The following is a 19,970-nucleotide window of genomic DNA, read 5'->3' as shown; positions in this document are numbered from 1 at the left end:
AATTTTTTCATATACAATAGTAACTGGTGAGAATTTTAACTAAATTAAAAAAAATCATGAACGACGAAAACCTTTTCGAGGAAGACGGTGGTAATATTGAAGAAAATAACAATGACAGAAGAGAGAGAAGTTTAGAAAATGAAAATCAAGAAGAACAATACAAAGAGGAAGATAAGCAATACATAATACAGTATATTCAAGACTATTTAAAAGTTTTTGAGGATATTCTAAATCAGATCGACGAAGGAATTGATAATTTGGATAGTTACGAAAGGACTATGCAAATAAAGCGAAGCATAGACAGGCTCATAGAGACTTTATATAGTCAGGCTGCGTCTGAAGATATTGATGCAGAATTTGAAACCACAAAGCATACTCGCGATAAATCAGAATCTATGAAAAGGGTTAGAGAGAAAAGAAGGAAGCAAGCAATAGAAGAAGTATTAAGTAGCATGTTTGCCCAGCAACAAAAGGAGCTAATGAACGCTAAACACTTAAGTCATGGACATGAAACAGCACATGATGATGAAGCAAAAAAACGAGTGAAGTCTTCAATCAGGGGAGTGTTGTTTTCGGTGATTGCTCATAGGATGGATCCAAGAAGGAGAGCAGGAGAAACTGCTGACGATAACGAAAAGCAAGCTCATATATATGGCAGGGAAGCAGTTGGTGGAGCTTTAGGTGCATTGTTAAAAACATTTTTAACAGCAGTTACTGCCGTTGTGCGCGAAATTGCTAAGCCACTTCAGCATATCAGCAAACAGGAAACATCTTTTGCAAAACAAGTTGAAGAAAGCAGAAACGCAGATTCACAAAAAGGTCGATCTGTGTAGACTTTTCCTTGTAATAATCTTTCGATTCTACTGTCTGTTAATTCATAATTAGGGTTATATAGCTAACTGAAAAAAGGTTACCCCAGAAGGGATAAAAAGGTATAAAATGGCTTTAGATAAGGTAGAATGATGCCAAAGTGAGGATCTGAGGGAACGTGTTTTGAAAGTAGTAGACGAGAAAAAAATGACTATGGAGAAGATAATCAAGAGAAAAGATAATTGAAAAATTTGGCAATATGTGCAAAGACAAAGATACTCGCCGGATTTAAATCCAATTGAAAAGTTATGGTTTGCCATCAAGCATGCCATAAGAAAAGCTCTGCAGAACTTTTGGCCCGATATCAATTCGGCTATTGATTTTAGCACTCGGGGAAACCTTACTTGGGTTAGCTATAGTTTGCTTGCTCACAAGCAAACTTTCCTGGATCCAAGTAGTCAAGCTACTCGGATGACATCCTCCCTAGTGAATATTGCTCTTAATTTGTAACTAACCCAAGCCATAAATATTAAGAAATTTACCAAACGAAAAAAAAGGCAAAGAACTCCCGTGGTGCGAGTTTTGACCCTATAATAATTTAAACTGGCGCTGTAATAATGTGCTAACGCTTAAAATAAGCGCGATTTGGCTGAATGTAGAAAAAATTTAAAAGACATGCAGCCGCTATAATTTTATGTAATCCGCCAAAAAATACCCTAAGTTTTTTACTGAATTTTGTCATTGAGCCTGCAGGTCAAAAACAAGTTTTGAGTCATAAATACCCTTATTGTCATAATAAGGGGGCTGGCGGAGTTTGTCAAGGAAGTTTTTTGTTTCCACTGAATGACAGTTGTGGCTTGGGAGGTAGTACAAGAAATCTGTTATTTTAATTGTGTGAAATTTAGTTTTGTGTTTCATAATATTATACAATCAAATTGATAAAAGCTGTATTATCTCCTTGCAGCATTAAGTGTATATTTTTTGCTATTTTTTCCACTAAGGGAGTAACGTTATCAAAATTTGAAAATTTTGATAATACATAATCTGCTAAGCTTTTTTCATCTTCAGGTCTACCCACTCCAAATCTCAAGCGCCAATAATCATTACCAATAAAACTATCTATGGATTTAAGTCCATTATGTCCAGCAGAGCTACCACCTTTCTTTATTTTTATTCTTCCAATTTCCAAATCAGCGTCATCGTGTATGACAACGATATTATCTAGCGATAATTTGTAAAAGTTTCGTATTTTTGCAACAGGGATGCCTGAATTATTCATAAATGAATAAGGCTTTATTAACATGATTTTATTATCATTAATTATGCCAGAGGTTATTAGATAATCGGCTTTTTTAGAAAACGACTGGAAATTCCAATATTTGTAAATTTTATCAACTACGATGAAGCCGATATTATGATGAGTTAACTCATATTGACCACCAGGGTTACCAAGTCCAACTATCAGATGCACTATTACTCTGTTTCTGCTTGAGGTTCTTCAACGTCACTATCGGCAGCAGAAATTGTAACAATAGTAAAATTTTCTTCTTCATGAGCTACAAACTTAACACCTTCTGGTAATTTTACATCATTAATATGTATAGACTGGCCAATCATTTTACCGGATAAATCAACTTCAATAACCTGAGGTATTTTATCAGGAGAGCATTTAACAGCAATAGAACGACACAAAACATTAAGCACTCCACCTAACTTGATCCCTGGAGCTTTACTTTCATTCACAAATGATAGAGGTATGTCTATTTTAATTTCGCTGCCTTTATCAACAAATTGAAAATCAACATGTTGCACAGTATCCTTTACTACATGCAATTGGATATCGCGAACAAGAGCATATTCCTTTTTGCCCGAAATATTCAGCTCTATCAAATGTGCAGAAAGAGAGCCTGATTTATATTGCTTCGTGAATTCCTTTGCAGACAATGTTAAATTTACATTATCATGACCCTTTCCATATATGATTCCAGGGATGTTTCCTTTCTTCCTTAGAGAATGCATCGCTTTTGTTTTTGTTATATCACGTAACTCTGCATTAATTGTTACTATTTCTTGTTGCGTCATCGATTACTCCTATTCAGCTAATCCTTTTAATATAATTTAATAATAATATAACATAAAAATATTTATTTCAAACTTCATTCTTTCATACTAATTGTTTGTGAAAGGATTTATTTAGATGTATATTTAAGCTTATTTAACAAGAACTATGGGCATTGATGATAAAGTAGTTTTTAGGATTTATAAACCAACAAAAACTGCAACACAATCTGGTTTAGGTAATACAAATCTCTGGCACCTAAAAATTGAATCTGGTTCTTACTACATTGAACCTTTAATGGGGTGGGTTGGCTCAAAAGATCCAAAAAAACAGATTGTATTAAAGTTTGATTCTCTTGAAAAAGCAGTATTCTACGCAAAAAAACGCAACGTTAAATACGTAATTGAAATGCCAAAAAATGTTAAGAGGCTGCCAAAATCTTACGCAAGCAATTTCATACTAAAGTAAGTTGCACAACAAAGGGAGTGTTAAATAAACTGTGTCAAACCGAAAAAAAAGTAATAAATTGATATAAAAAAATGGAGGTTTGACAATGAGTCAGAAAGTAGTAAACAGAACTACCGGTTTGGTAGATTATAAAGAATTAGAAACAAATATCCTGTCGTCTATACGAGAAGGAAGACCGTTGACAGGAAGAGATGGAGCATTAACACCGTTTATAAAAAAGTTGCTGGAGGTAAGCCTGGAAGGTGAAATAGAAAACCACTTGTCGGCTGAAAGCGAAGAGAATAATCGAAGAAATGGGAGGAATGCAAAGACTTTACGTACAAGCGCAGGGTCATTTGAGCTTTTGACGCCAAGAGATAGGGAAGGAAGTTTCGAACCACAAATAGTCAAAAAAAGGCAAACAAACTTACATCCAGAGCTTGAAACGAAGATTTTGAGCACATTTGCCAGTGGTATGGGCTATAGAGATATAGTGTCACATGTTGAGGAAATTTATGATCACAAAATATCGGTGGCAGAGATATCAAGTATTACTGACAAATTGCTACCAGTAATCAACGAATGGCGTAGTCGCCCGCTGCAGTCTGTATATCCGATAGTTTTCATGGTTTTTTAAAGTCAAAGAGGACGGGCATTGCGTAAGTAAATGCATGTATAACATATTAGGCATAGATCAAAATGGCAAAAAAGAAGTATTAGGTTTTTATTTGGCTGAAAGTGAAGGAGCTAACTTCTGGTTGGGAGTGCTAAATGACCTCAAAGAAAGAGGAGTAGAAGATATCCTTATTGCCTGCGTTGATGGGCTGAAAAGCTTTCCTGCAGCTATAAACAGTGTCTTTCCTAATGCGGAAGTGCAGATGTGTATAGTGCATCAGATACGCAACTCACTGAAGTATGTGGCCAGTAAAGATGCGAAGAGTTTTTTGAGCGATTTAAAGAAGGTATATCAAGCTTCAAGCAAGGAAATTGCCGAGAATTATCTGTTGGAATTGGATGAAAAATGGGGCACAAAGTACCCTATGGTTATAAAATCTTGGCAGAATAATTGGGAAAACTTGTCTGGTTATTTTAAGTATTCTGGTCCAGTTAGGAGGATAATCTACACCACCAATCCCATAGAGGGGCTACATAGGCAAATTAGGAAATTCACTAAGACCAAAGGCTCATTTACCAGCATAAATGCCTTGTATAAGCAGGTATATTGTGCTATAAAGAAGGCAGAGGAAAAGTGGACGATGCCTGTACATGATTGGGCATTAACTATCTCTCAACTTAATGTTTTCTTTCCTGGCAGATTGAAAATTGAGTTGAACTAAAAATGCGGTTTGACACAGTTTATTTAACACTCCCACAACAAATGGTGTTATGCAAGTAGCTGACACTGCTCTCCTTTGTCATCCCAGTGCCCAGACACCTTAGACAATCTGCCAACTTCTGATTTTGTCCATTCTGGGCGGGATTGTTGAGTTCTCTGATCTTAAATACTACATTTACTTCATCAAGATCAATGTTGACTTCTTTTACTAATGTCCTAATAAGACTACGTTTAGCTTGCCAATCTAGGTGTTCCAATTCCGATTTAACACTAGAATAAAAGCCCTTTATGCTATTTGTAATAAGATTCATTTTCTGCTGTAGTCCCTTTTGATCAATCACCTTTTTCTTCTCTCCTTCAATCTCTTTTAAACGTTCCTTCATTTTTTTCATTGCCTGCTTAAAGTCTTCCTTACTTATATATTTTTCCTCACTTGTATTCTCTTGAATATAATAATCATTGATAAGTTCTTTAATATTTTGTTTTAATTGACTCTCACGTCTTGCAAACCTTTCATCTAATAATTCATTCTTATGTTCTGAAATTCTACATTGGTACTCCTTTACCATCCTATCTGGATTTTTTAATACACTTTTTACTTCTTCCCACACACCTGTTTCTAACACTTCTCCACGAATAGATCCGTTAGTGCATACCTTATTACCGTAAAAATTTCTTGTACCCAGGCAAGTGTAATAAGTATACACAATCTTTTTTTCTTTGCTGTAATTTCGCCTTCCGCAGTAAGCACGTCCACAACACTTACACACAACTAGCTTTTGCAACAGATATGTCTCTTTTCTTTGCTGCACTCTTGCTCTCTGTTTATTCTCAATCAATTGTTCTTGTACTACATTAAACAAATCCTCGTCAACTATTTTCGGCACCGGTATATGAATCCAATTCTCCTCATCTGTACTGTAAATAGAGTGAGTTCGCCGGCTGTTGCTTTTTTTTGGTTTGACTTCTAGCATTACTGGGCCCGCCTTTGTTTTACCATATGCTGCTAGCCCCTTGTATGCTGGATTTTTTAACATCTTATGGATGGTGCTTGAATGCCACACCTCTTTTCCTGTTTGTGTTCTAACAGAAGCTTCTCTTAGTCTCTTTACCGCTTCTCTAATACTTATCCTTTCCTCTCCAATCCACATGAACACCTCTCTCACTACTTTTGCTTCCTCTTCATTAATTTCAAATTTGTTTTCTCCTCCTTTTACATGCTTTCTTATATATCGATAACCATAAGGTGCATTGCTTATTACACTCACACAACCTTCTCTTGCTGCATGCAGTTTTCCCCTCATGCTTCGTATCAAGATTTGTCTCAGTTCAAACCTTCCTACTGCTCCTTGCACATCTGTCATTAAATCGGACTCTGGTGTATCATCAACCTTATGATTTGAAAAGATTATTTCTACTCTTGCTCTCTTAAATTCATCTATTACATCTCTTTGATCTACAGGATCACGTGACAACCGATCTAGTGAATAGATATAAATCTTATTAATTTTTCCTTCTGCTACTTTATCACGTAATTTCTTTAAACCTTCACGCTCTAAATTTGACCCTCTACGGCCATCGTCAGTGAATACATATTCTTCCAATAACTCATGTCCATCTACAGCAATTCTACGCTTAAGCTCTGCAATTTGGATCTCTATTGTATGATCCCGCACTTGTCGGTCTGATGAAACTCTTGCATACAAGGCCACCGTTATCATCTTTTTCTACCTCCTTTTCGTTGTTTCTTTTTACTGAATACTTTAGTAACTGCTCGTAAGCTTCTGATAAATGTTTATCTGCTAACTCATCAGGCTCATATCGACAGGTCACAGTTAACGTTCTCTTTCTCATAATTTCTCCTGTAAATGTTTTCATAGTTCAGGCACTCCCTTTTTCCATAAATCCATTACTCTTGCGAAAAAGACGCAACTGTTAACCTTTATTTCTCTCAGCTTTTATGCAAAATTTTAGAAACACATACGCTATCTTTCATCAATTGAGCACTCTCCCAAATCATCAAGCTTCTTTTTTCCCTCTAATGATAAAATTTCCCTTTTTCCATAATCACCTCTTTCTTAGCCACAGCCCTTCTAAATTTTCACAAGCTCTTCTTTTGCCACTATCACACCTGCTGCTGATACGACCCTTATTTTTCTATGAACTCTCTCTGCTTATTTGCGATTTTTACGTTCTCTAACACTTCTTTTATCTCTTTATTATTTCTCGCATAATCCATTGCCGTTTTGCCAAATTTATCCTTTTGCTCTACATTTGCTCCCGCTTTTACTAGCTCTTCTACTATTTTTACCTCACTTACCATGCATGCCAGGTGTAACGCGGCAAATTTGCTACTTCGTTCCACTGCGTTTACCTCTACTCCTGCCTTTATCAGCTCCTTTGTATTTTCTACACGTTGTCCCATTACTGCTAAGTGCAATGGTCTATATTGTCCCGCATCTGCCACATTTATATCTGCTCCTTTTTTGATTAATAACCTCACTTTTTTTGGATCTGGCATTCCCACCGCGTAATGCAATATCGTCCTTCCTTTTGTGTCTTTTTTATTAATATTTTCTATTGAGTTATCTAATACTTCTTTCCACGACTTATTAAACTCTTCTCTTTCTTTCTTACTAAATTTTACCATAATGTTCCTCAGCTATTAATGCAATTTAAAGTGCCTCCAATTTGGCTCACTTTAGCGCTTAGCAAATCTTGTTTATTTACTAGCTACTTTTTCACTTAGGGCTGTTTTGGCATAAAAAGCAAGTTTTTTTTACAAAATATACACATTTTTTTCGCATATTAGATTAAGATATAAATCTATATACTTAATCTGTTAAATAATAAGCGGTTCCTCTCCTGCTGTTGTCAGCTTTTTCTTTTAAATTTAGGCTTCCTATTTTTCCTATTATCTTGTAGCCAACCCTTTTACTCCCTTCTCTTACAGAAAGCTCTTTTTATAGCCCTTTTATCTTCTCATCCATATCTTCTAGCTCTTTTTCCACTTCCATCAGTGCCTTCTTGACCAATGGCGCTTCTTCTAACTTTTCCCTTATTTCTTCAAACCTTCTTTCTCCTTTTTCTTTTAAATCTAGGCTAAATATCGCATCTACTGTCCGCTCCGACAACTCCCTTAGTTTTTCTAGCAACTCTTCAGTTCTCGCATAATACATTGCTGTTTTGCCAAATTTATCCTTTTGCTCTACATTTGCTCCAGCTTTTACTAGCTCTTTTATTATCTCTTTTGTTTCTCCTGTCTTGCATGCTATATGTAGTGGTGTATATCCTTTTTGGTCTTTCGCATTTACGTCACCTCCCGCTTCTAATATTGCCCTCACGTTCACTATTTCCCTCATAAATACTGCTTCATGTAGGGGGGTCCTTCCTATGTAGTTCCCAGTATTAACATTCGACCCTGCTTTTATTAGCTCCCTTACTGTCTTTTCACAACTCATTAAGCTCGCACTATGTAATGCCGTATATCCTCCATCATCTATAGCATTTACATTTGCTCCTCCTTCTATCAGTGCTTTTACATTCTCTACCTTTCCATAGAATGCCGCTAGGTGCAATGGTGTCTCGCCTCTATTGTTTCTATCGTTTGTACCTGCACCTTTTTCTATTAATAACTTTATTACTTCTGGATTTGACACTTGTGCTGCTCGGTGCAATATTGTGCAACCTGCTGCGTCTTTTTCATTTATTCCACGAAATGAATTCTCCTTTAATTTTTCCAGTCTTTTATTTAAATTGAACATTTTAGTTACCTCACTATAAAAACATACATAAAGTCGCCAATTTGGCTCACTTCAGTGCAAGATCAATTTCTTATGTTTACCTACACCTACCTAATTTATAGCTGTTTTGGCATGGAAAAGCAACTTCTTTTTTTCAAAAAACACACATTTTTACCGAATGTTAATATAGTATATGAAGATATAAATATATGTATTTAATTCATTAAGCATATAGGTTGTTTTTCTTCCCAGGACCTGTTCAAATGTCGATGTTCATGCCAAGTTAATACACCTGGGTAAAATACTAAAATGTAATTTTCTAACTCCTGTATTGCATCCTTTTGCTCTGAATTTAATTCGCTTTCAAAATGAACATAGTGCTTTGCTAAACCAAATCTTATAACTTTTTGATCGGTAGAGTTTTCTACTTTGTAATGATAGGTAACGCTAAACCTTTCTAAAATTGGCTTGTATTTTAAATTCCACAGTTGTTCAGATAGCTTATCACTTCCTAGTAAAAACCTTTTTCCCCTCTCTTCTATACTACTTACTGGAAAACATGCGTTTATTTCTCCTAAACTCCAACTGTCCGATAATACTATCTGCGCTTTAGCAAACTTAATCTCAGGTAATAAGCTCTGTGGTAGCGGATATAACGTTTTTAAATTATTCCACTGATGACTTCTTTCATAAATACCGTTATAATTCTTTGTGTGAGGCTCGGTTTCTCCAAGTATTGCTACATCTAGCCTATACAGATCATTACTTAATGCCTGCTCATAATGATCGCGTAGATAGTTTTCTATAATCCTAATAACTGGACCACTAGACCTGAAAAAATTTACTCTCCCAAATGATAACACTGGTCCATCTTTTTCTATTTTTACCCCCGAATAGTCAGAAAGAAGATCTCCAAATAAACTCTCATCCAATATAAATCTCTGCGCATTATAATAATCGTTAAAAATCCTCATTAGCCGTGATCTTGCTGGCAATGATAGTTTTGCTAATTCTACTACTGCATCAACGAAGAAGTCGTTCGGAACATCTTTTATCCCTATCTGTAATTCAAAAAAGTGTTCTCCGGGTGGCTCTTCAATAATTGTAATATCTTCTATATTTGCCCACTTCAGTGCTATTTTCAGCGATGCTGGTGTTCCTCTCAAACGCTGAAATTTTATTCCTTCTTTTATCGCCTTTCTTTTGTCTTTTACCCAGCGTAGAATTTCCCCCAATCCATATTCTTCAACCAACCACGGCAATATTTTTTCCCCTAGGCTAAATTTAAATCCTTTTACACAGCTTGGGTCTACTTTGTAATCGATTGCATCAATCAGCGCTTTTTCTTGCTTTGTTGCGTTTGGTGGTAATAGCATTAATTCAACTCAACATTTAAACTTCTTAAGGCAGCACACTCATTCCCCAGTACCACAACATCCTCTCTTGGCTCGATTAATTCTACGTTTTCTACCCCATCCACAAACAGGTTGGCTATAATCCATGATTTCGTTACTTTCCATCCTAATCTTTTCGTTGTTTCAAATTTTTCTATAAATTGCTTCTTCACCGTTTCAATAATATCTGGTCTTTTAATGCTAATTTTACTGTGGATATCTATTTCTATAATATTGAACTTACCACTTCTATTGTATCTGTTAAAATCCTCACATCCTCCCTGTTTAGCTGATTTCTGACAATTTCTAGTAATTCTTCTGGCAGTGTGGATAATTCTGTGGATAAGATTGAAACTTGTACTTTTCCTGGTACAGGTGATTCTACTAATGCATCTTTTACTCTCGTATCTGCTGATAATGCATAATACCGATAATTTCCTCCTGTGCTTGAGCCAACTATTCTTGCCTTGATTCTTTTTCTAAATCGTTCATCCTTTTCCCCGTTCTCCCTTTCCACTCCGTAAAATTCAGCTAAATCATCAAGTTCTTCTCCCCTTGCAAACTTAAGTAAGTTGCCCCTTGCTGCTTCGTTTATTCTTTCTCTCAGCAAAAGTTCTTGCCATGCTGCTACCTCTAAAATCTTTATTGCTGGGTCACTTTCTACTAATGCTGTAAAACTTGAGTCTCGACGTATCAACTCCTCCTTCATACGTGAAAAGATTTCTTCGAAGTTCAGTGGCTCAATAATGTTAGGCTGCTCCATCTTTATACCACAACTCCATCAAAGCGAATCTTTTCCCCCATTGGTAAGTACAATCCTTCTAGGTCAAGCGTTACTTTTCCTTCTTTCACTTCTGTTATTTTTACTTTTTCTAACTTAAATCTCTTTTCCCACTTTTGTAGTGCTTCTGCTGTTGCTGCGTAAATTTCTAACGTAAAATCACGATTGATTGGCCGGTCAACTAACTCAAGTAATCTTGACCCATAGTTCCTGCGCATTATTCTGCTGTTAATAAGAGTAGTTAAAATATTAACTATTGATTGCTTTAAATGTTCTATTCCTTCTAACTCTTTTCCAGTATTAACGTCCATTCCTCGCATAAACACGTTGCCTTTTGTGTTATATCTGTTTAATCATTTTCTTCTTAGTACTTGCGTATTTTTCACGAGCTATAGAGATAGCTTTTCTCAACTTCTCCTCAAGGATTTCCTTAGGAGGCAACTGTCTTAAATACTGTGCAACATGAATATTAGATCCTTCAAGCTCCAGGTATTCTATATCTTCTTGATCCTTATCAGCACACAAAATAATCCCTAGGGGTTTTTCTTCATCTGGTTTTCGTTCATTTTTATCTAACCAATTTAAGTACCATTCCATCTGTCCTTTATAAGCTGATTCAAATCGACCAATTTTTAGTTCTATTGCAATAAGGCGCCTTAATCCCCTATGAAAAAATAGCAAGTCTAAATACCTATCAATTCTTTCGGTACTCATCCTTTTTTGACGTGTCACAAAACAAAAATCATTACCAAACTCTTGTAAAAATTTTACCAATTCATCCAAAATCGTATTTTCTAGATCAGTCTCACTATGACTTGATGGCAATTCCACAAAGTTAAGGAAGTATGGATCGTGAAAAATGAATTCGGGGGCTAACGTATTTTCTTCACGTAACTGTTTGATGCTTTGTCTTATGAAGTCCTCAGGCTTTTTTGCTAGTGCTGTACGTTCATACAACATGGTATCGATTCTACTACGTAGTGCTCTAACACTCCATCTTTCAATACGACACATTTCTATATAATAATTACGCTTCAGCTCATCAGAAATTGCAATAATTTCTACAAAATGTGACCAACTCAATTGTTGTGACAGTGTCGCGACAATTTCTTGATCGGGAAAGAATTTGGAAAATTGCACCATCCGAAACAATGAAGCTCTATCAAATCCACGTCCATATTTCATCTGAAGTTCTTTTGCAAGTTGGGAGATGATTTGCTTCCCATAATCTGCACGTTTGTGCTTTAGGATATCTTGATCAATTCTGGAGCCAATTTCCCAGTTTAACAATACTAGAGTAGAATTGAATTGAACAGAAAGATGATTCTTTGCTCTATCTATTAAATTACTAACGTCTCCTAATAGGCTAGTAGTTATATCCATGTTCATAATTTTACTTTTGGTAAGTATAGCACATGGTTTATTTTTATTCTGAAAAAACATTACTACTTCCACTTATTACCTTAAAACCACAAGATACTGAATCCCCAACTCTTCCTATACCATGACCATTTGCAAACACTGTTTTTGACCCTTGTGCCATTACCTTACCTTCTGTAAAACTATCTCCTTGCCGACAAACTGGTCTTCCGTTTACAAATATATCTCTGCTTCCACTTATACAAAAATGCGGCAACGCTTCCCCGCAGTGATCTCCTAGGCATATAACTGATTTATTCATTCCTTTTCCTAATTTAGATTTATTCTTTGTGCCTTAAGTTTTATTCCATCCTTTGTCATCTCTACGCTTGATCCTTCTACTTTCAACGTTATTTTATCTACTACTTCAATCTCAAGATGATGATTCTCCTTGTCGTACGATAATTTTGTTCCATCTTGAAATTTTACACTATTTATTTCCTTTTTATTCTCCGGAGGCGGATATTTCTCCTGATATATTGCCGGTAACACCACTCCTAATGATAATTCCCCAAATGGTGATAACACTACCACTTGCTCATCAATATTCGGTGGTGACCAGCTTTCAGCTCGGCAAGTAATCCATGGTAACCAATCTGTTAAAAATTCTCCTACTTTGACCCTTACTCTTGCTTTTTCATAGTCGATTTCTTTCACTAGACCTATACGAATAATATTCGCTAGCCTTCTATTTAGCTCTGCAATGGCAAAATTATGGTCTAACATTTATATTTCCCACGTTTATGGTATGTGGCTTAATTTTTCCCTCTAACCAGACTGATTCTCCCAAATGCAGCTCGTGAACCCATTCAACTAACCACACTAAATACGCATCCAACTCTGGCCTAAATCCGTCAATTTCCGCAGATATAAATTCTCCTGGCGAAACATTTTCCACGTTCCAAGTATTTTTACTTACAACCCTTGCAACTTCCGCTGCCAGTGACCTTACCACTACCTGAGAATCCTCGACTGTTCCATCAACTACTACTCTTGCCTCAAATCTTGCCCTCAACGCTAATTCCTCAGTCCCCGGATCTTTTCCTGGTTCTAAACTTGCAAGCTCTACAAACACTGCTGGCGCTATTATTTCCCGACGTTCTGCTCTATACATTTCGCACGTTTGTATTGCTGGGATTTCTTCTTTTAGCGTTTTACAAATTGCCTGATGTAAATTTCCCCAGAACATTATTTCATATAACTCATTTGCTGATCAAAATACTTCTCAAATACTCTCTCTACTTCATTATCAACTAACTCTTTCATTATTTCCCGAGCTTGCGTGTTTACTTTAATTTCATCTATTGGTATGTACCTTCTTTTCTATATGACCATTTTTCATTGTTGCTATAAATGCTCCTTCATACATACGGCTTCCTACTTTTGCTCCTATCTTTGTCTGTTTTATACTCCCAAGTTTTGCTACTCCTATCCACTGCGAACTCAGCTTCACTACTGACCATAAACGCTTTCTATTTGCTTTATCCACACTTAACTTTTTTCTCATTGCTTTTTTTGGTATTTGTTTTTCTTCGCTAACTTGTTTGACAGTTTGCGATCTTACCCATAGTGCTGTTTTGTTTAATGCCCTCACCGTCGCTTTTTCCACTTTTTTCCTTTCAGCATCTATACTTTGTATTACCTTTTCAATACTACCGGTAACTTCAACGTTAATACGCATTTACACCCCTGACGCTTGAATTTTCCAGATTATTCCTGAATTATCCCTAAGCGGCGGTGAGTGTACTCTGTATCTACAACTACCTATGGAAAAAGTATCTCCCACCATTGGCTTTAATACATCAAACACACTTACTTCTAAAGTCAAAATTTCTCCTACAAATTGTCCTTCACCAATCCCGTATAATTTATCTGGCTGTTGCTTTAATATCTGTACCTTGTATGACTTATCCTTTGACTCATACAACGCTTGCTCTCCCAGATGTGCAAAACAATCTTTAAATAATCTCTTAATATTTCCTTGCATTCTTCCTTTATACTTACTAAACTTCTAAAGCTTGTGTAGGTAGCTTTTTCGTACCTCTTTTCTTGTAGTTGCTCTGCCTACAAAAACCATTTGCACATCTTACCTTTATATAGTAATTTAAGAAGCACGCTAAGAAAGTGGCTACATTGGTAGGAGAGTTTGATTAAAGTCATTCTCTCCTTTTTGGCTCCTCTATGCTGCAACGATTTTTACTAATATCCCCGGACGGTGGCACATCGGCAAAGGGTTTGATTGGGTATGAAGGTCAGTTCCTCTATCAAATCTTCTTGGCTCTTGTTTTGCATAGAGCGGCTGTCCTAGTGTATTTACTGTTTCATTGAAGTCCGCTGGCGCAAAGTAAGTAGTAAATGTGTTTGCTGTACCAAGTGGAAAACAGTGCCCCGTATCTTTTTCTATAAACCTTCTCACATTTCCTTCAGGGTCAGTTGCTTGTCCTCTGTACTCCTCAAATGTTATTCCACAGAACGTAAATCCTGATCTCATGTCGTTCCGGAGTGCTGCTCCTTCTTGCCATCTCTCGTATGCTTCTTTTACCTTGGTATGAGAAGTTAAAGCGTCAAAAAACTCTGGGCTTACCAGCGCATGAATCCCGGTCATATATTCACCACTTAAGTTGTCCTCAACATGCCTCAATACTTCCAGACACTTACGCTTGACATCGGTGGTTGCTGTTCCCAGCGCAAAATTTACTACTTTTGGCGTAATTTCAAATTCGTTGTAAAGGTTTAATAACTCACTGCCATCAGCATCCAGAATAATCCCTTTTAACGCCCCCATCCGCAAATGTTCTAACGTTATTGCGTGTTTGTTTCTCATCAATTGCAAATGATCGGTTATTACATCTGCAAGTGCTTTTAGTTCACTCTCTGACCCAAATGCCCTTATTCCTTGTACTTCTTCAGGCAATACTACGTCATCATGGGGAATATGTGGTATCGTAAACGTCCTTATTTTCCTTTTTCCTCTTTTCCCTACTGTTGCTGGTGCTCCTGGGACTTGTGTTGGTAATAAAGTTAAAACTCCGTGGTGTTCTTCTATCGTAATATGTCGAAATCTTACCGATCTACTTGGAAATAAATTTAAGCTTTCTGTTCGACCATAATTTATCGGCAATATGTTTATTGCTTTAGTTAATTCCGTCATACTAAATGCTGGATTTGTAAATGGATTTTGCATTCTTTCCCCCTTTCCCTTTAATGCTGTGTGTTTTAAGTTGTTTCTATGTAAGTTGCTGAGTCTGGTAGCTCGTTAAACTCCCTTGCGGATGATAACGCCTCGTGCTTCAAGTTGCTTTATTGCTGCAGCTTTCTGCTCTTCTGTTATATTTGCTGGCCACACAACCGCATGATCTGCTAGCATTGCTATACGAGTAATGATTACTGCTTTGGTGGTTTCCGTTGCGTTTACATCACTTGTTATTACACCTATTGCTGTTTGTGTGCCATCTGTGGCTGTCGGATTTATTATCTTAATCATGTTATCTTTATCATAGCCAACAACTGTTCCAAGTTTGAGGTTTTGTCCTTTGACTACGGTTATTTCCTCTCTTGTATAATCTCTATATACTTCATATTTCAGAAGATCACCTTATATGTTAAAAACAAGTTCATAAATATTACAAAGTGGTAATATTAAGAACATGCAGAGAAGAGGAACCGTAGATCGCCTTGGTCATAAAGGACCGTAATTTAGCAAGGTTCTCTTCCCTGATTATTTACTGAAAAGTTCCGAACAACTGATTGAGCTTTTAGGCTCGTATATAAGTGTGGAAAATGCAGTATTACATGTTATTCTATGGAGGAATTATGAATTTATCAAATATCATTGCTGGCATTGATGTTAGCAAAAATAAACTAGATATCCACATTCATCCACTTGGACATTATAAAGTATTTGAAAATAACGTTCAAGCTATTGATCAAATACTCGACTTTTTGCATTTACATAATGTAATCAAAGTTGGACTTGAAGCAACTGGTGGGTACGAAAAATTATGCGCTTATACTTTACTAAGCCATGGTTTCGAAGTATATGTAATTCAACCTAGATGGGTGAGAGACTATGCAAAAAGCCTTGGTATTGCTACTAAAACTGATAAAATAGACTGCAGCATTATCTCACGTTATATTAATAATACAGATATGCGCGTTACTCCTTTAAAAGTTAGTAATGTTGACTTCTTGAGGCAAAAGCTATCTCGTAGAAATCAACTAGTAGAAATGGCAAAAATACAAAAAACTCAAGCTCATCAAGTAACTGATATATCCATAATCAAACAAATGGAAGAGCTACTTGTCATATTACAGAATCAAATTCAAGTTTTAGAAGATGAGATGATTGAGTTGATTGAACAAAGTCAAGAGCTTAAAAAAAAATACATATCAATAACTAGTATACCAGGTGTAAGTAAAATCACAGCTATTACTATTATTTGTTATCTGCCAGAATTAGGAACTCTTCAAAGAAAGCAAATATCTAGCATTGCCGGAGTTGCACCTTTTAATCGAGACAGTGGTTTTAATAAAGGAAAAAGGTGCATTCAAGGCGGTAGGTCACAAATTAGAACAGTCTTGTATATGTGTATTCTTAGTGCGCGGAAATGGAATTCTTTCATAAAAACTTTTTTTGATAGGTTACATAATCAATATAAAAAACCATATAAAGTTGCTTCCACTGCTGCTATGAGAAAGTTACTTTTACTTGCTAACTCTTTAGTAAGAGATGACAGGGTTTTTACTGAGGAATACAGCCCTAAGTCTGCTTAGATCCAACACTAGCAGATTAGTGTGGATGTGGATAAGTGCGCTTACACAGACTGAAAGCACTTATCCACATCCACACTTTTTAAAAGAATTTAAATCAAATATTACAACTTATTTTTCCAACAGTTGCTGGTGCTCCTGGAACTTGAGTTGGAAGTAGTGCTAAAAAACCGTTTTGTTCTTCAATGGCAATATGGCGAAACCTTACTGATTTACTCGGAAAAAGTTTTAAACTTTCAGTTCGACCAAAACTAATTGGTAAAATATTAATAGCTCCAGTTAATGCTGTCATATTGAATGCTGGATTTGAAAGTGGATTTTGCATAATGTTTAGCTCCTATTAAAAATTAATATAAAATTCAGATTCCTTTACGGACAATAATACCCCTCTCTTCAAGTTGTTTTATTGCTGCTGTTTTTTGCTCTTCAGTTATATTTGCTGGCCAGACAATTGCATGATCAGCAAGTAAAGCTACGCGAGTAATGATTACTGCTTTAATATCTGCATCTTTACTATTTACATCGTTTATAATCACACCTATTGCTGTTTGAGTACCATCTGTGCCTAGCGGATTTAGAGCTCTTATAAAGCCCCCATCATCTGTCTTTTTGCTAACCACTGCTCCAAGCTTTAGGTTTTGTCCCTTAGCAACAGTAATTTGGTCACGTGAGTATAGATTTGATGCCTCATATTTTAAGAGGTCACCAAGATTATTTGGTTCAGTTATACAAGACATGTTTTTCTCCTGGAAATTTTGGCTGATAAAGTTATTAATTTTGTTTTTTCCGCTGAATTTGTAGTTGCTATAGTCCGCGGAATAGCTTTAGCTTTGTAGGTTTATATATTTTGTCGTGCCTTGGCTGCCTGCATCAATAAATCCTCCGAAATTACGTAAAATATGTTAAAAGCATCTTTGGCTTTATAGCCCACCAAGTAAAAATTATTTTTCAGTATTTTTCATTTCTCTATTGACTTTTAACACAACTGCTAAATTATTTGTTTCAGTTATACTTGTCATGTTTTTTCTCCTATATTTGTTACTTAAAAAAACTGCTTAAGTTTTTCTAAAATTTTGATGTTAAGTTAAAATAAATCTTCTAACGTAATCACTTTGTTGATTATATCTTTCAAGTGCTGGTTTTCAGTCGCTCCGTTTGCAGCAATAAGTACCCAAAATATTTGTTTCTTTGACCTAGTTTTCTCTTTATAAATTGCCTCTTTTTTTCTTAACTGTTCTATATATTCTTTTGTTATCGTATAAGGCTTATCACTGTATTTTATTTCACAAAGTGTCGTACATCCATCCTCTCGATCAAACACCAAGTCTATCTGAGCACCACTTTCTTCGCTGTCTTTCTCTGGGTGATATTGCCACTCACCACATACAGTTAGTATATGTTCCATCTCTAGTTTTCTTTTAATCGTATTGGCATGTTTAAAACACACTGCTTCAAATGCTTGTCCTGTCCATGTTAGCCAAGCTGGTTTTTTTATTGCTAACTCCCAATAATGAACATCACTTGTTATTGCCTTTTTCATTACTTCTCTGAATGGTTCAATCCACGTTAGATAAAATAACACATATTCGTCCATTACCCTGTAATATACTCCTCTCTTTGCCTTATTCAGTGGTAAAAAACCTCCAATAAATCCTGCTGCTTCTAAGCTCCTTAGTTTAGTAGTTAAGTACCCACCTTCAGTGATTTTAGTTGCTTTTATAAGTTCTTTCCTGCTGATTCCTTTTGGCTTTCTTGCAATCGCACGAATAATATTTATATATATTTCTGGTTCTTCATACAACGAGTGGAACAACATATCAAATTCATCAAATAACAAACCTTCCTTCTGAAAACAGATCGCATTAATATTTTGTGCTGCTGATAATCCTTGACTTACTTCCTTAAGGTAGTGTGGTATCCCTCCCATGTCCATATAGATCTGTAATATCTGCTGGTGATTAAGATTGACTCCTGAATACCTTAGATACTCTTTAGTTTCACTTAAGTTAAAAGGCTGCAAAGGTATTCTTGCAGTAATACGGTTATGTAATCCTCCTTTATTATAGATTAAATTTTCTAACATCCATGATGATGCTGAACCACACACGATCAATATAAGCCTTTTTCGATATGTCCAATATACATTCCAGTAGTGTTCCAGTGCTACTAAAAATCCAGATTTTCTTGCAGCAAGCCATGGCAACTCATCAAAAAATAAAACAACCTGCTCATTTCTATGAATATCAATCGAAAGAGTTAATTGATGCAATGCATCCATCCAGTTTTTAGGCAAAGCCATTCTTACACCATTGTAAAAAGATCTAGATAATGATTCTGCAAAGATCTCAAGCTGCTCCTTCAAAGCACCTTTGTTGAGACCTGTCTGCTCAAATAGGATTACATCACGTTTGTTGAAAAATTGTTTTATTAAATATGTTTTTCCTACACGACGTCGACCATACACTGCGATAAACTCGGCTGATTGGGAAAGAAGCTTATTTTCTAGGATGGCTATTTCTTTTTCTCTACCAATTATTGGTTCACTCATACAATTTACCGCGGCGTATGTTAGCATTATATACCGCGGTTATAAGATGATCAACTTTATTTTACCGCGGCGTATGTTAGCATTATATACCGCGGTTAAGACCATCAAATGCCCCGACTTTTCGCTACCTGCATCATCAAGTCTTCCGGTGTACTTTGCGGTATTGTACTCAAAATCTCTGTCTTCTTCGTACGCTCTGCTAGTATCGACATTAATATCTCTTGCGCTTGTTTCGCATTTACATTCTGCTCAATAAATTCTCCTATCTTCTCTGGCATCTTTGATAAATTACATAATCGTATTACCTCTAATACTTCCGTGCGGCAGCTCTCGTACCCTAAACATCTTCCTTGCTCAATTAGATCATCAATATCTATTGCTTGTTCTTTTATCTCAGTTTTAGTCATATTATTTCTCCTATAATTATCTATAAATTCAGAAAACGTTGTGATTCCATCAGCAAGACCTATTTCTATTGCTCTCTCACCAAAATATAGCCCTGCTTCCGTTGATTTGATTCTTTCCGTGGACAAATTTCTGTTTCTTGCTATAAGCTGCAAAAACATTTCATATAGCAGTTGTGTTAAAAGTCAATAGAGAAATGAAAAATACTGAAAAATAATTTTTACTTGGTGGGCTATAAAGCCAAAGATGCTTTTAACA

At 36.0% G+C, this 19,970-nt stretch carries 21 protein-coding genes and 5 pseudogenes; 5 read left to right on the top strand and 21 right to left on the bottom strand.

Translation table 11 applies throughout. The annotated features are described in order from the left end of the window. Positions 1-56 precede the first annotated feature (56 nt). Together ABWU36_RS00965 and ABWU36_RS06805 are read left to right on the top strand one after the other, a co-directional pair. Positions 57-833, top strand: a complete 777-nt coding sequence (locus ABWU36_RS00965) for a hypothetical protein (RefSeq protein WP_253309379.1) — start codon at positions 57-59, stop codon at positions 831-833. Positions 834-1,086: 253 nt separating this feature from the next. Further along, positions 1,087-1,188, top strand: a pseudogene (locus ABWU36_RS06805) (IS630 family transposase); the annotation flags it as partial. Positions 1,189-1,732: 544 nt separating this feature from the next. Here ABWU36_RS06805 and pth read toward each other — a convergent pair. Next, positions 1,733-2,281, bottom strand: coding sequence for an aminoacyl-tRNA hydrolase (pth, locus tag ABWU36_RS00955; RefSeq protein WP_253309378.1), 549 nt, complete (start codon positions 2,279-2,281; stop codon positions 1,733-1,735). A 2-nt stretch (positions 2,282-2,283) separates the two neighbouring features. Beyond that, entirely contained in the window at positions 2,284-2,892 is a 609-nt protein-coding gene (locus tag ABWU36_RS00950; RefSeq protein WP_250295275.1) for a 50S ribosomal protein L25/general stress protein Ctc, read from the bottom strand. Between the two features lie 145 nt (positions 2,893-3,037). Between ABWU36_RS00950 and ABWU36_RS00945 the strand changes: the two genes are divergently transcribed. Both ABWU36_RS00945 and ABWU36_RS00940 read left to right on the top strand, forming a co-directional pair. Then, complete coding sequence (locus tag ABWU36_RS00945; RefSeq protein ID WP_253309377.1) at positions 3,038-3,337, top strand: ETC complex I subunit; 300 nt, start codon at positions 3,038-3,040, stop codon at positions 3,335-3,337. Positions 3,338-3,422: 85 nt separating this feature from the next. Next, positions 3,423-4,653 (top strand): annotated as a pseudogene (locus ABWU36_RS00940) (IS256-like element ISWpi15 family transposase). Between the two features lie 19 nt (positions 4,654-4,672). Here the strand turns inward: ABWU36_RS00940 and ABWU36_RS00935 are convergent. The 15 genes and pseudogenes from ABWU36_RS00935 to ABWU36_RS00865 form a co-directional block, all read right to left on the bottom strand. After that, a complete protein-coding gene (locus ABWU36_RS00935) occupies positions 4,673-6,328 on the bottom strand; it encodes a recombinase family protein (RefSeq protein WP_353272894.1) in 1,656 nt (551 codons plus the stop codon). Continuing rightward, entirely contained in the window at positions 6,288-6,530 is a 243-nt protein-coding gene (locus ABWU36_RS00930; protein ID WP_353272893.1) for a hypothetical protein, read from the bottom strand. Before ABWU36_RS00930 ends, ABWU36_RS00935 begins: the two co-directional genes overlap by 41 nt. Positions 6,531-6,801: 271 nt before the next feature. After that, a complete protein-coding gene (locus ABWU36_RS00925; protein ID WP_264688210.1) occupies positions 6,802-7,302 on the bottom strand; it encodes an ankyrin repeat domain-containing protein in 501 nt (166 codons plus the stop codon). 313 nt (positions 7,303-7,615) lie between these two features. Beyond that, the gene (locus ABWU36_RS00920; protein WP_265016401.1) at positions 7,616-8,416 is read right to left on the bottom strand and encodes an ankyrin repeat domain-containing protein; all 801 of its coding nucleotides are present in this window, start codon (positions 8,414-8,416) and stop codon (positions 7,616-7,618) included. A 194-nt stretch (positions 8,417-8,610) separates the two neighbouring features. Beyond that, complete coding sequence (locus tag ABWU36_RS00915) at positions 8,611-9,771, bottom strand: phage tail protein (RefSeq protein ID WP_353272892.1); 1,161 nt, start codon at positions 9,769-9,771, stop codon at positions 8,611-8,613. Then, positions 9,771-10,552: pseudogene (locus ABWU36_RS00910) on the bottom strand (baseplate J/gp47 family protein). The gene ABWU36_RS00915 and the pseudogene ABWU36_RS00910 overlap by 1 nt, the downstream one beginning before the upstream one ends. Before the next feature lie 2 nt (positions 10,553-10,554). Then, positions 10,555-10,890, bottom strand: coding sequence for a GPW/gp25 family protein (locus tag ABWU36_RS00905; RefSeq protein ID WP_353272891.1), 336 nt, complete (start codon positions 10,888-10,890; stop codon positions 10,555-10,557). Positions 10,891-10,909: 19 nt separating this feature from the next. Next, entirely contained in the window at positions 10,910-12,013 is a 1,104-nt protein-coding gene (locus tag ABWU36_RS00900) for a YhcG family protein (RefSeq protein ID WP_353272890.1), read from the bottom strand. Next, complete coding sequence (locus ABWU36_RS00895; RefSeq protein ID WP_253308963.1) at positions 11,997-12,251, bottom strand: PAAR domain-containing protein; 255 nt, start codon at positions 12,249-12,251, stop codon at positions 11,997-11,999. Before ABWU36_RS00895 ends, ABWU36_RS00900 begins: the two co-directional genes overlap by 17 nt. Positions 12,252-12,259: 8 nt before the next feature. Further along, on the bottom strand, positions 12,260-12,715 hold the full coding sequence (locus ABWU36_RS00890; protein WP_253308964.1) for a phage baseplate assembly protein V: 456 nt from the start codon (positions 12,713-12,715) through the stop codon (positions 12,260-12,262). After that, a complete protein-coding gene (locus ABWU36_RS00885; protein ID WP_264688407.1) occupies positions 12,702-13,178 on the bottom strand; it encodes a hypothetical protein in 477 nt (158 codons plus the stop codon). The genes ABWU36_RS00890 and ABWU36_RS00885 overlap by 14 nt, the downstream gene beginning before the upstream one ends. Before the next feature lie 108 nt (positions 13,179-13,286). Continuing rightward, positions 13,287-13,670 carry a phage tail protein gene (locus tag ABWU36_RS00880; RefSeq protein WP_253308966.1) on the bottom strand — a complete coding sequence of 128 codons (384 nt, stop codon included), beginning with the start codon at positions 13,668-13,670 and terminating at the stop codon, positions 13,287-13,289. After that, on the bottom strand, positions 13,671-13,976 hold the full coding sequence (locus ABWU36_RS00875) for a hypothetical protein (RefSeq protein ID WP_253308967.1): 306 nt from the start codon (positions 13,974-13,976) through the stop codon (positions 13,671-13,673). A gap of 192 nt (positions 13,977-14,168) precedes the next feature. Then, positions 14,169-15,173, bottom strand: a complete 1,005-nt coding sequence (locus ABWU36_RS00870; RefSeq protein ID WP_264688406.1) for a major capsid protein — start codon at positions 15,171-15,173, stop codon at positions 14,169-14,171. 72 nt (positions 15,174-15,245) lie between these two features. Next, entirely contained in the window at positions 15,246-15,575 is a 330-nt protein-coding gene (locus tag ABWU36_RS00865) for a head decoration protein (RefSeq protein WP_265016806.1), read from the bottom strand. 227 nt (positions 15,576-15,802) lie between these two features. Here ABWU36_RS00865 and ABWU36_RS00860 point away from each other — a divergent pair, with 227 nt between their 5' ends. Then, the gene (locus tag ABWU36_RS00860) at positions 15,803-16,762 is read left to right on the top strand and encodes an IS110 family transposase (RefSeq protein ID WP_253308968.1); all 960 of its coding nucleotides are present in this window, start codon (positions 15,803-15,805) and stop codon (positions 16,760-16,762) included. Between the two features lie 112 nt (positions 16,763-16,874). Here the strand turns inward: ABWU36_RS00860 and ABWU36_RS00855 are convergent. From ABWU36_RS00855 to ABWU36_RS00840, 4 genes and pseudogenes are all read right to left on the bottom strand, one after another. Continuing rightward, positions 16,875-17,084 (bottom strand): annotated as a pseudogene (locus ABWU36_RS00855) (major capsid protein); the annotation flags it as partial. A 34-nt stretch (positions 17,085-17,118) separates the two neighbouring features. Then, positions 17,119-17,496 carry a head decoration protein gene (locus tag ABWU36_RS00850; RefSeq protein ID WP_264687786.1) on the bottom strand — a complete coding sequence of 126 codons (378 nt, stop codon included), beginning with the start codon at positions 17,494-17,496 and terminating at the stop codon, positions 17,119-17,121. Between the two features lie 347 nt (positions 17,497-17,843). Continuing rightward, positions 17,844-19,307, bottom strand: a complete 1,464-nt coding sequence (locus tag ABWU36_RS00845) for an AAA family ATPase (RefSeq protein ID WP_353272889.1) — start codon at positions 19,305-19,307, stop codon at positions 17,844-17,846. A 104-nt stretch (positions 19,308-19,411) separates the two neighbouring features. Next, positions 19,412-19,882, bottom strand: a pseudogene (locus ABWU36_RS00840) (S49 family peptidase); the annotation flags it as partial. Positions 19,883-19,970: the final 88 nt, after the last annotated feature.

It is taken from the genome of Wolbachia endosymbiont (group A) of Portevinia maculata (assembly GCF_964028525.1).
In the GTDB taxonomy this organism is placed as follows: domain Bacteria; phylum Pseudomonadota; class Alphaproteobacteria; order Rickettsiales; family Anaplasmataceae; genus Wolbachia.
The sequence above is the reverse complement of the archived record's forward strand: the minus strand, read 5'-3'. Positions and strand labels throughout refer to the sequence as shown.

Coding starts and splice junctions, on each gene's coding strand:
- ABWU36_RS00930 (WP_353272893.1), bottom strand. CDS start 6,530: ATGAAAACATTTACAGGAGAAATTATGAGAAAGAGAACGTTAACTGTG.
- ABWU36_RS00965 (WP_253309379.1), top strand. CDS start 57: ATGAACGACGAAAACCTTTTCGAGGAAGACGGTGGTAATATTGAAGAA.
- ABWU36_RS00870 (WP_264688406.1), bottom strand. CDS start 15,173: ATGCAAAATCCATTTACAAATCCAGCATTTAGTATGACGGAATTAACT.
- ABWU36_RS00900 (WP_353272890.1), bottom strand. CDS start 12,013: ATGTTTTTTCAGAATAAAAATAAACCATGTGCTATACTTACCAAAAGT.
- ABWU36_RS00875 (WP_253308967.1), bottom strand. CDS start 13,976: ATGCAAGGAAATATTAAGAGATTATTTAAAGATTGTTTTGCACATCTG.
- ABWU36_RS00945 (WP_253309377.1), top strand. CDS start 3,038: ATGGGCATTGATGATAAAGTAGTTTTTAGGATTTATAAACCAACAAAA.
- ABWU36_RS00905 (WP_353272891.1), bottom strand. CDS start 10,890: ATGCGAGGAATGGACGTTAATACTGGAAAAGAGTTAGAAGGAATAGAA.
- ABWU36_RS00880 (WP_253308966.1), bottom strand. CDS start 13,670: ATGCGTATTAACGTTGAAGTTACCGGTAGTATTGAAAAGGTAATACAA.
- ABWU36_RS00895 (WP_253308963.1), bottom strand. CDS start 12,251: ATGAATAAATCAGTTATATGCCTAGGAGATCACTGCGGGGAAGCGTTG.
- ABWU36_RS00920 (WP_265016401.1), bottom strand. CDS start 8,416: ATGTTCAATTTAAATAAAAGACTGGAAAAATTAAAGGAGAATTCATTT.
- ABWU36_RS00885 (WP_264688407.1), bottom strand. CDS start 13,178: ATGTTCTGGGGAAATTTACATCAGGCAATTTGTAAAACGCTAAAAGAA.
- ABWU36_RS00850 (WP_264687786.1), bottom strand. CDS start 17,496: ATGTCTTGTATAACTGAACCAAATAATCTTGGTGACCTCTTAAAATAT.
- ABWU36_RS00925 (WP_264688210.1), bottom strand. CDS start 7,302: ATGGTAAAATTTAGTAAGAAAGAAAGAGAAGAGTTTAATAAGTCGTGG.
- ABWU36_RS00845 (WP_353272889.1), bottom strand. CDS start 19,307: ATGAGTGAACCAATAATTGGTAGAGAAAAAGAAATAGCCATCCTAGAA.
- ABWU36_RS00915 (WP_353272892.1), bottom strand. CDS start 9,771: ATGCTATTACCACCAAACGCAACAAAGCAAGAAAAAGCGCTGATTGAT.
- ABWU36_RS00890 (WP_253308964.1), bottom strand. CDS start 12,715: ATGTTAGACCATAATTTTGCCATTGCAGAGCTAAATAGAAGGCTAGCG.
- ABWU36_RS00950 (WP_250295275.1), bottom strand. CDS start 2,892: ATGACGCAACAAGAAATAGTAACAATTAATGCAGAGTTACGTGATATA.
- ABWU36_RS00860 (WP_253308968.1), top strand. CDS start 15,803: ATGAATTTATCAAATATCATTGCTGGCATTGATGTTAGCAAAAATAAA.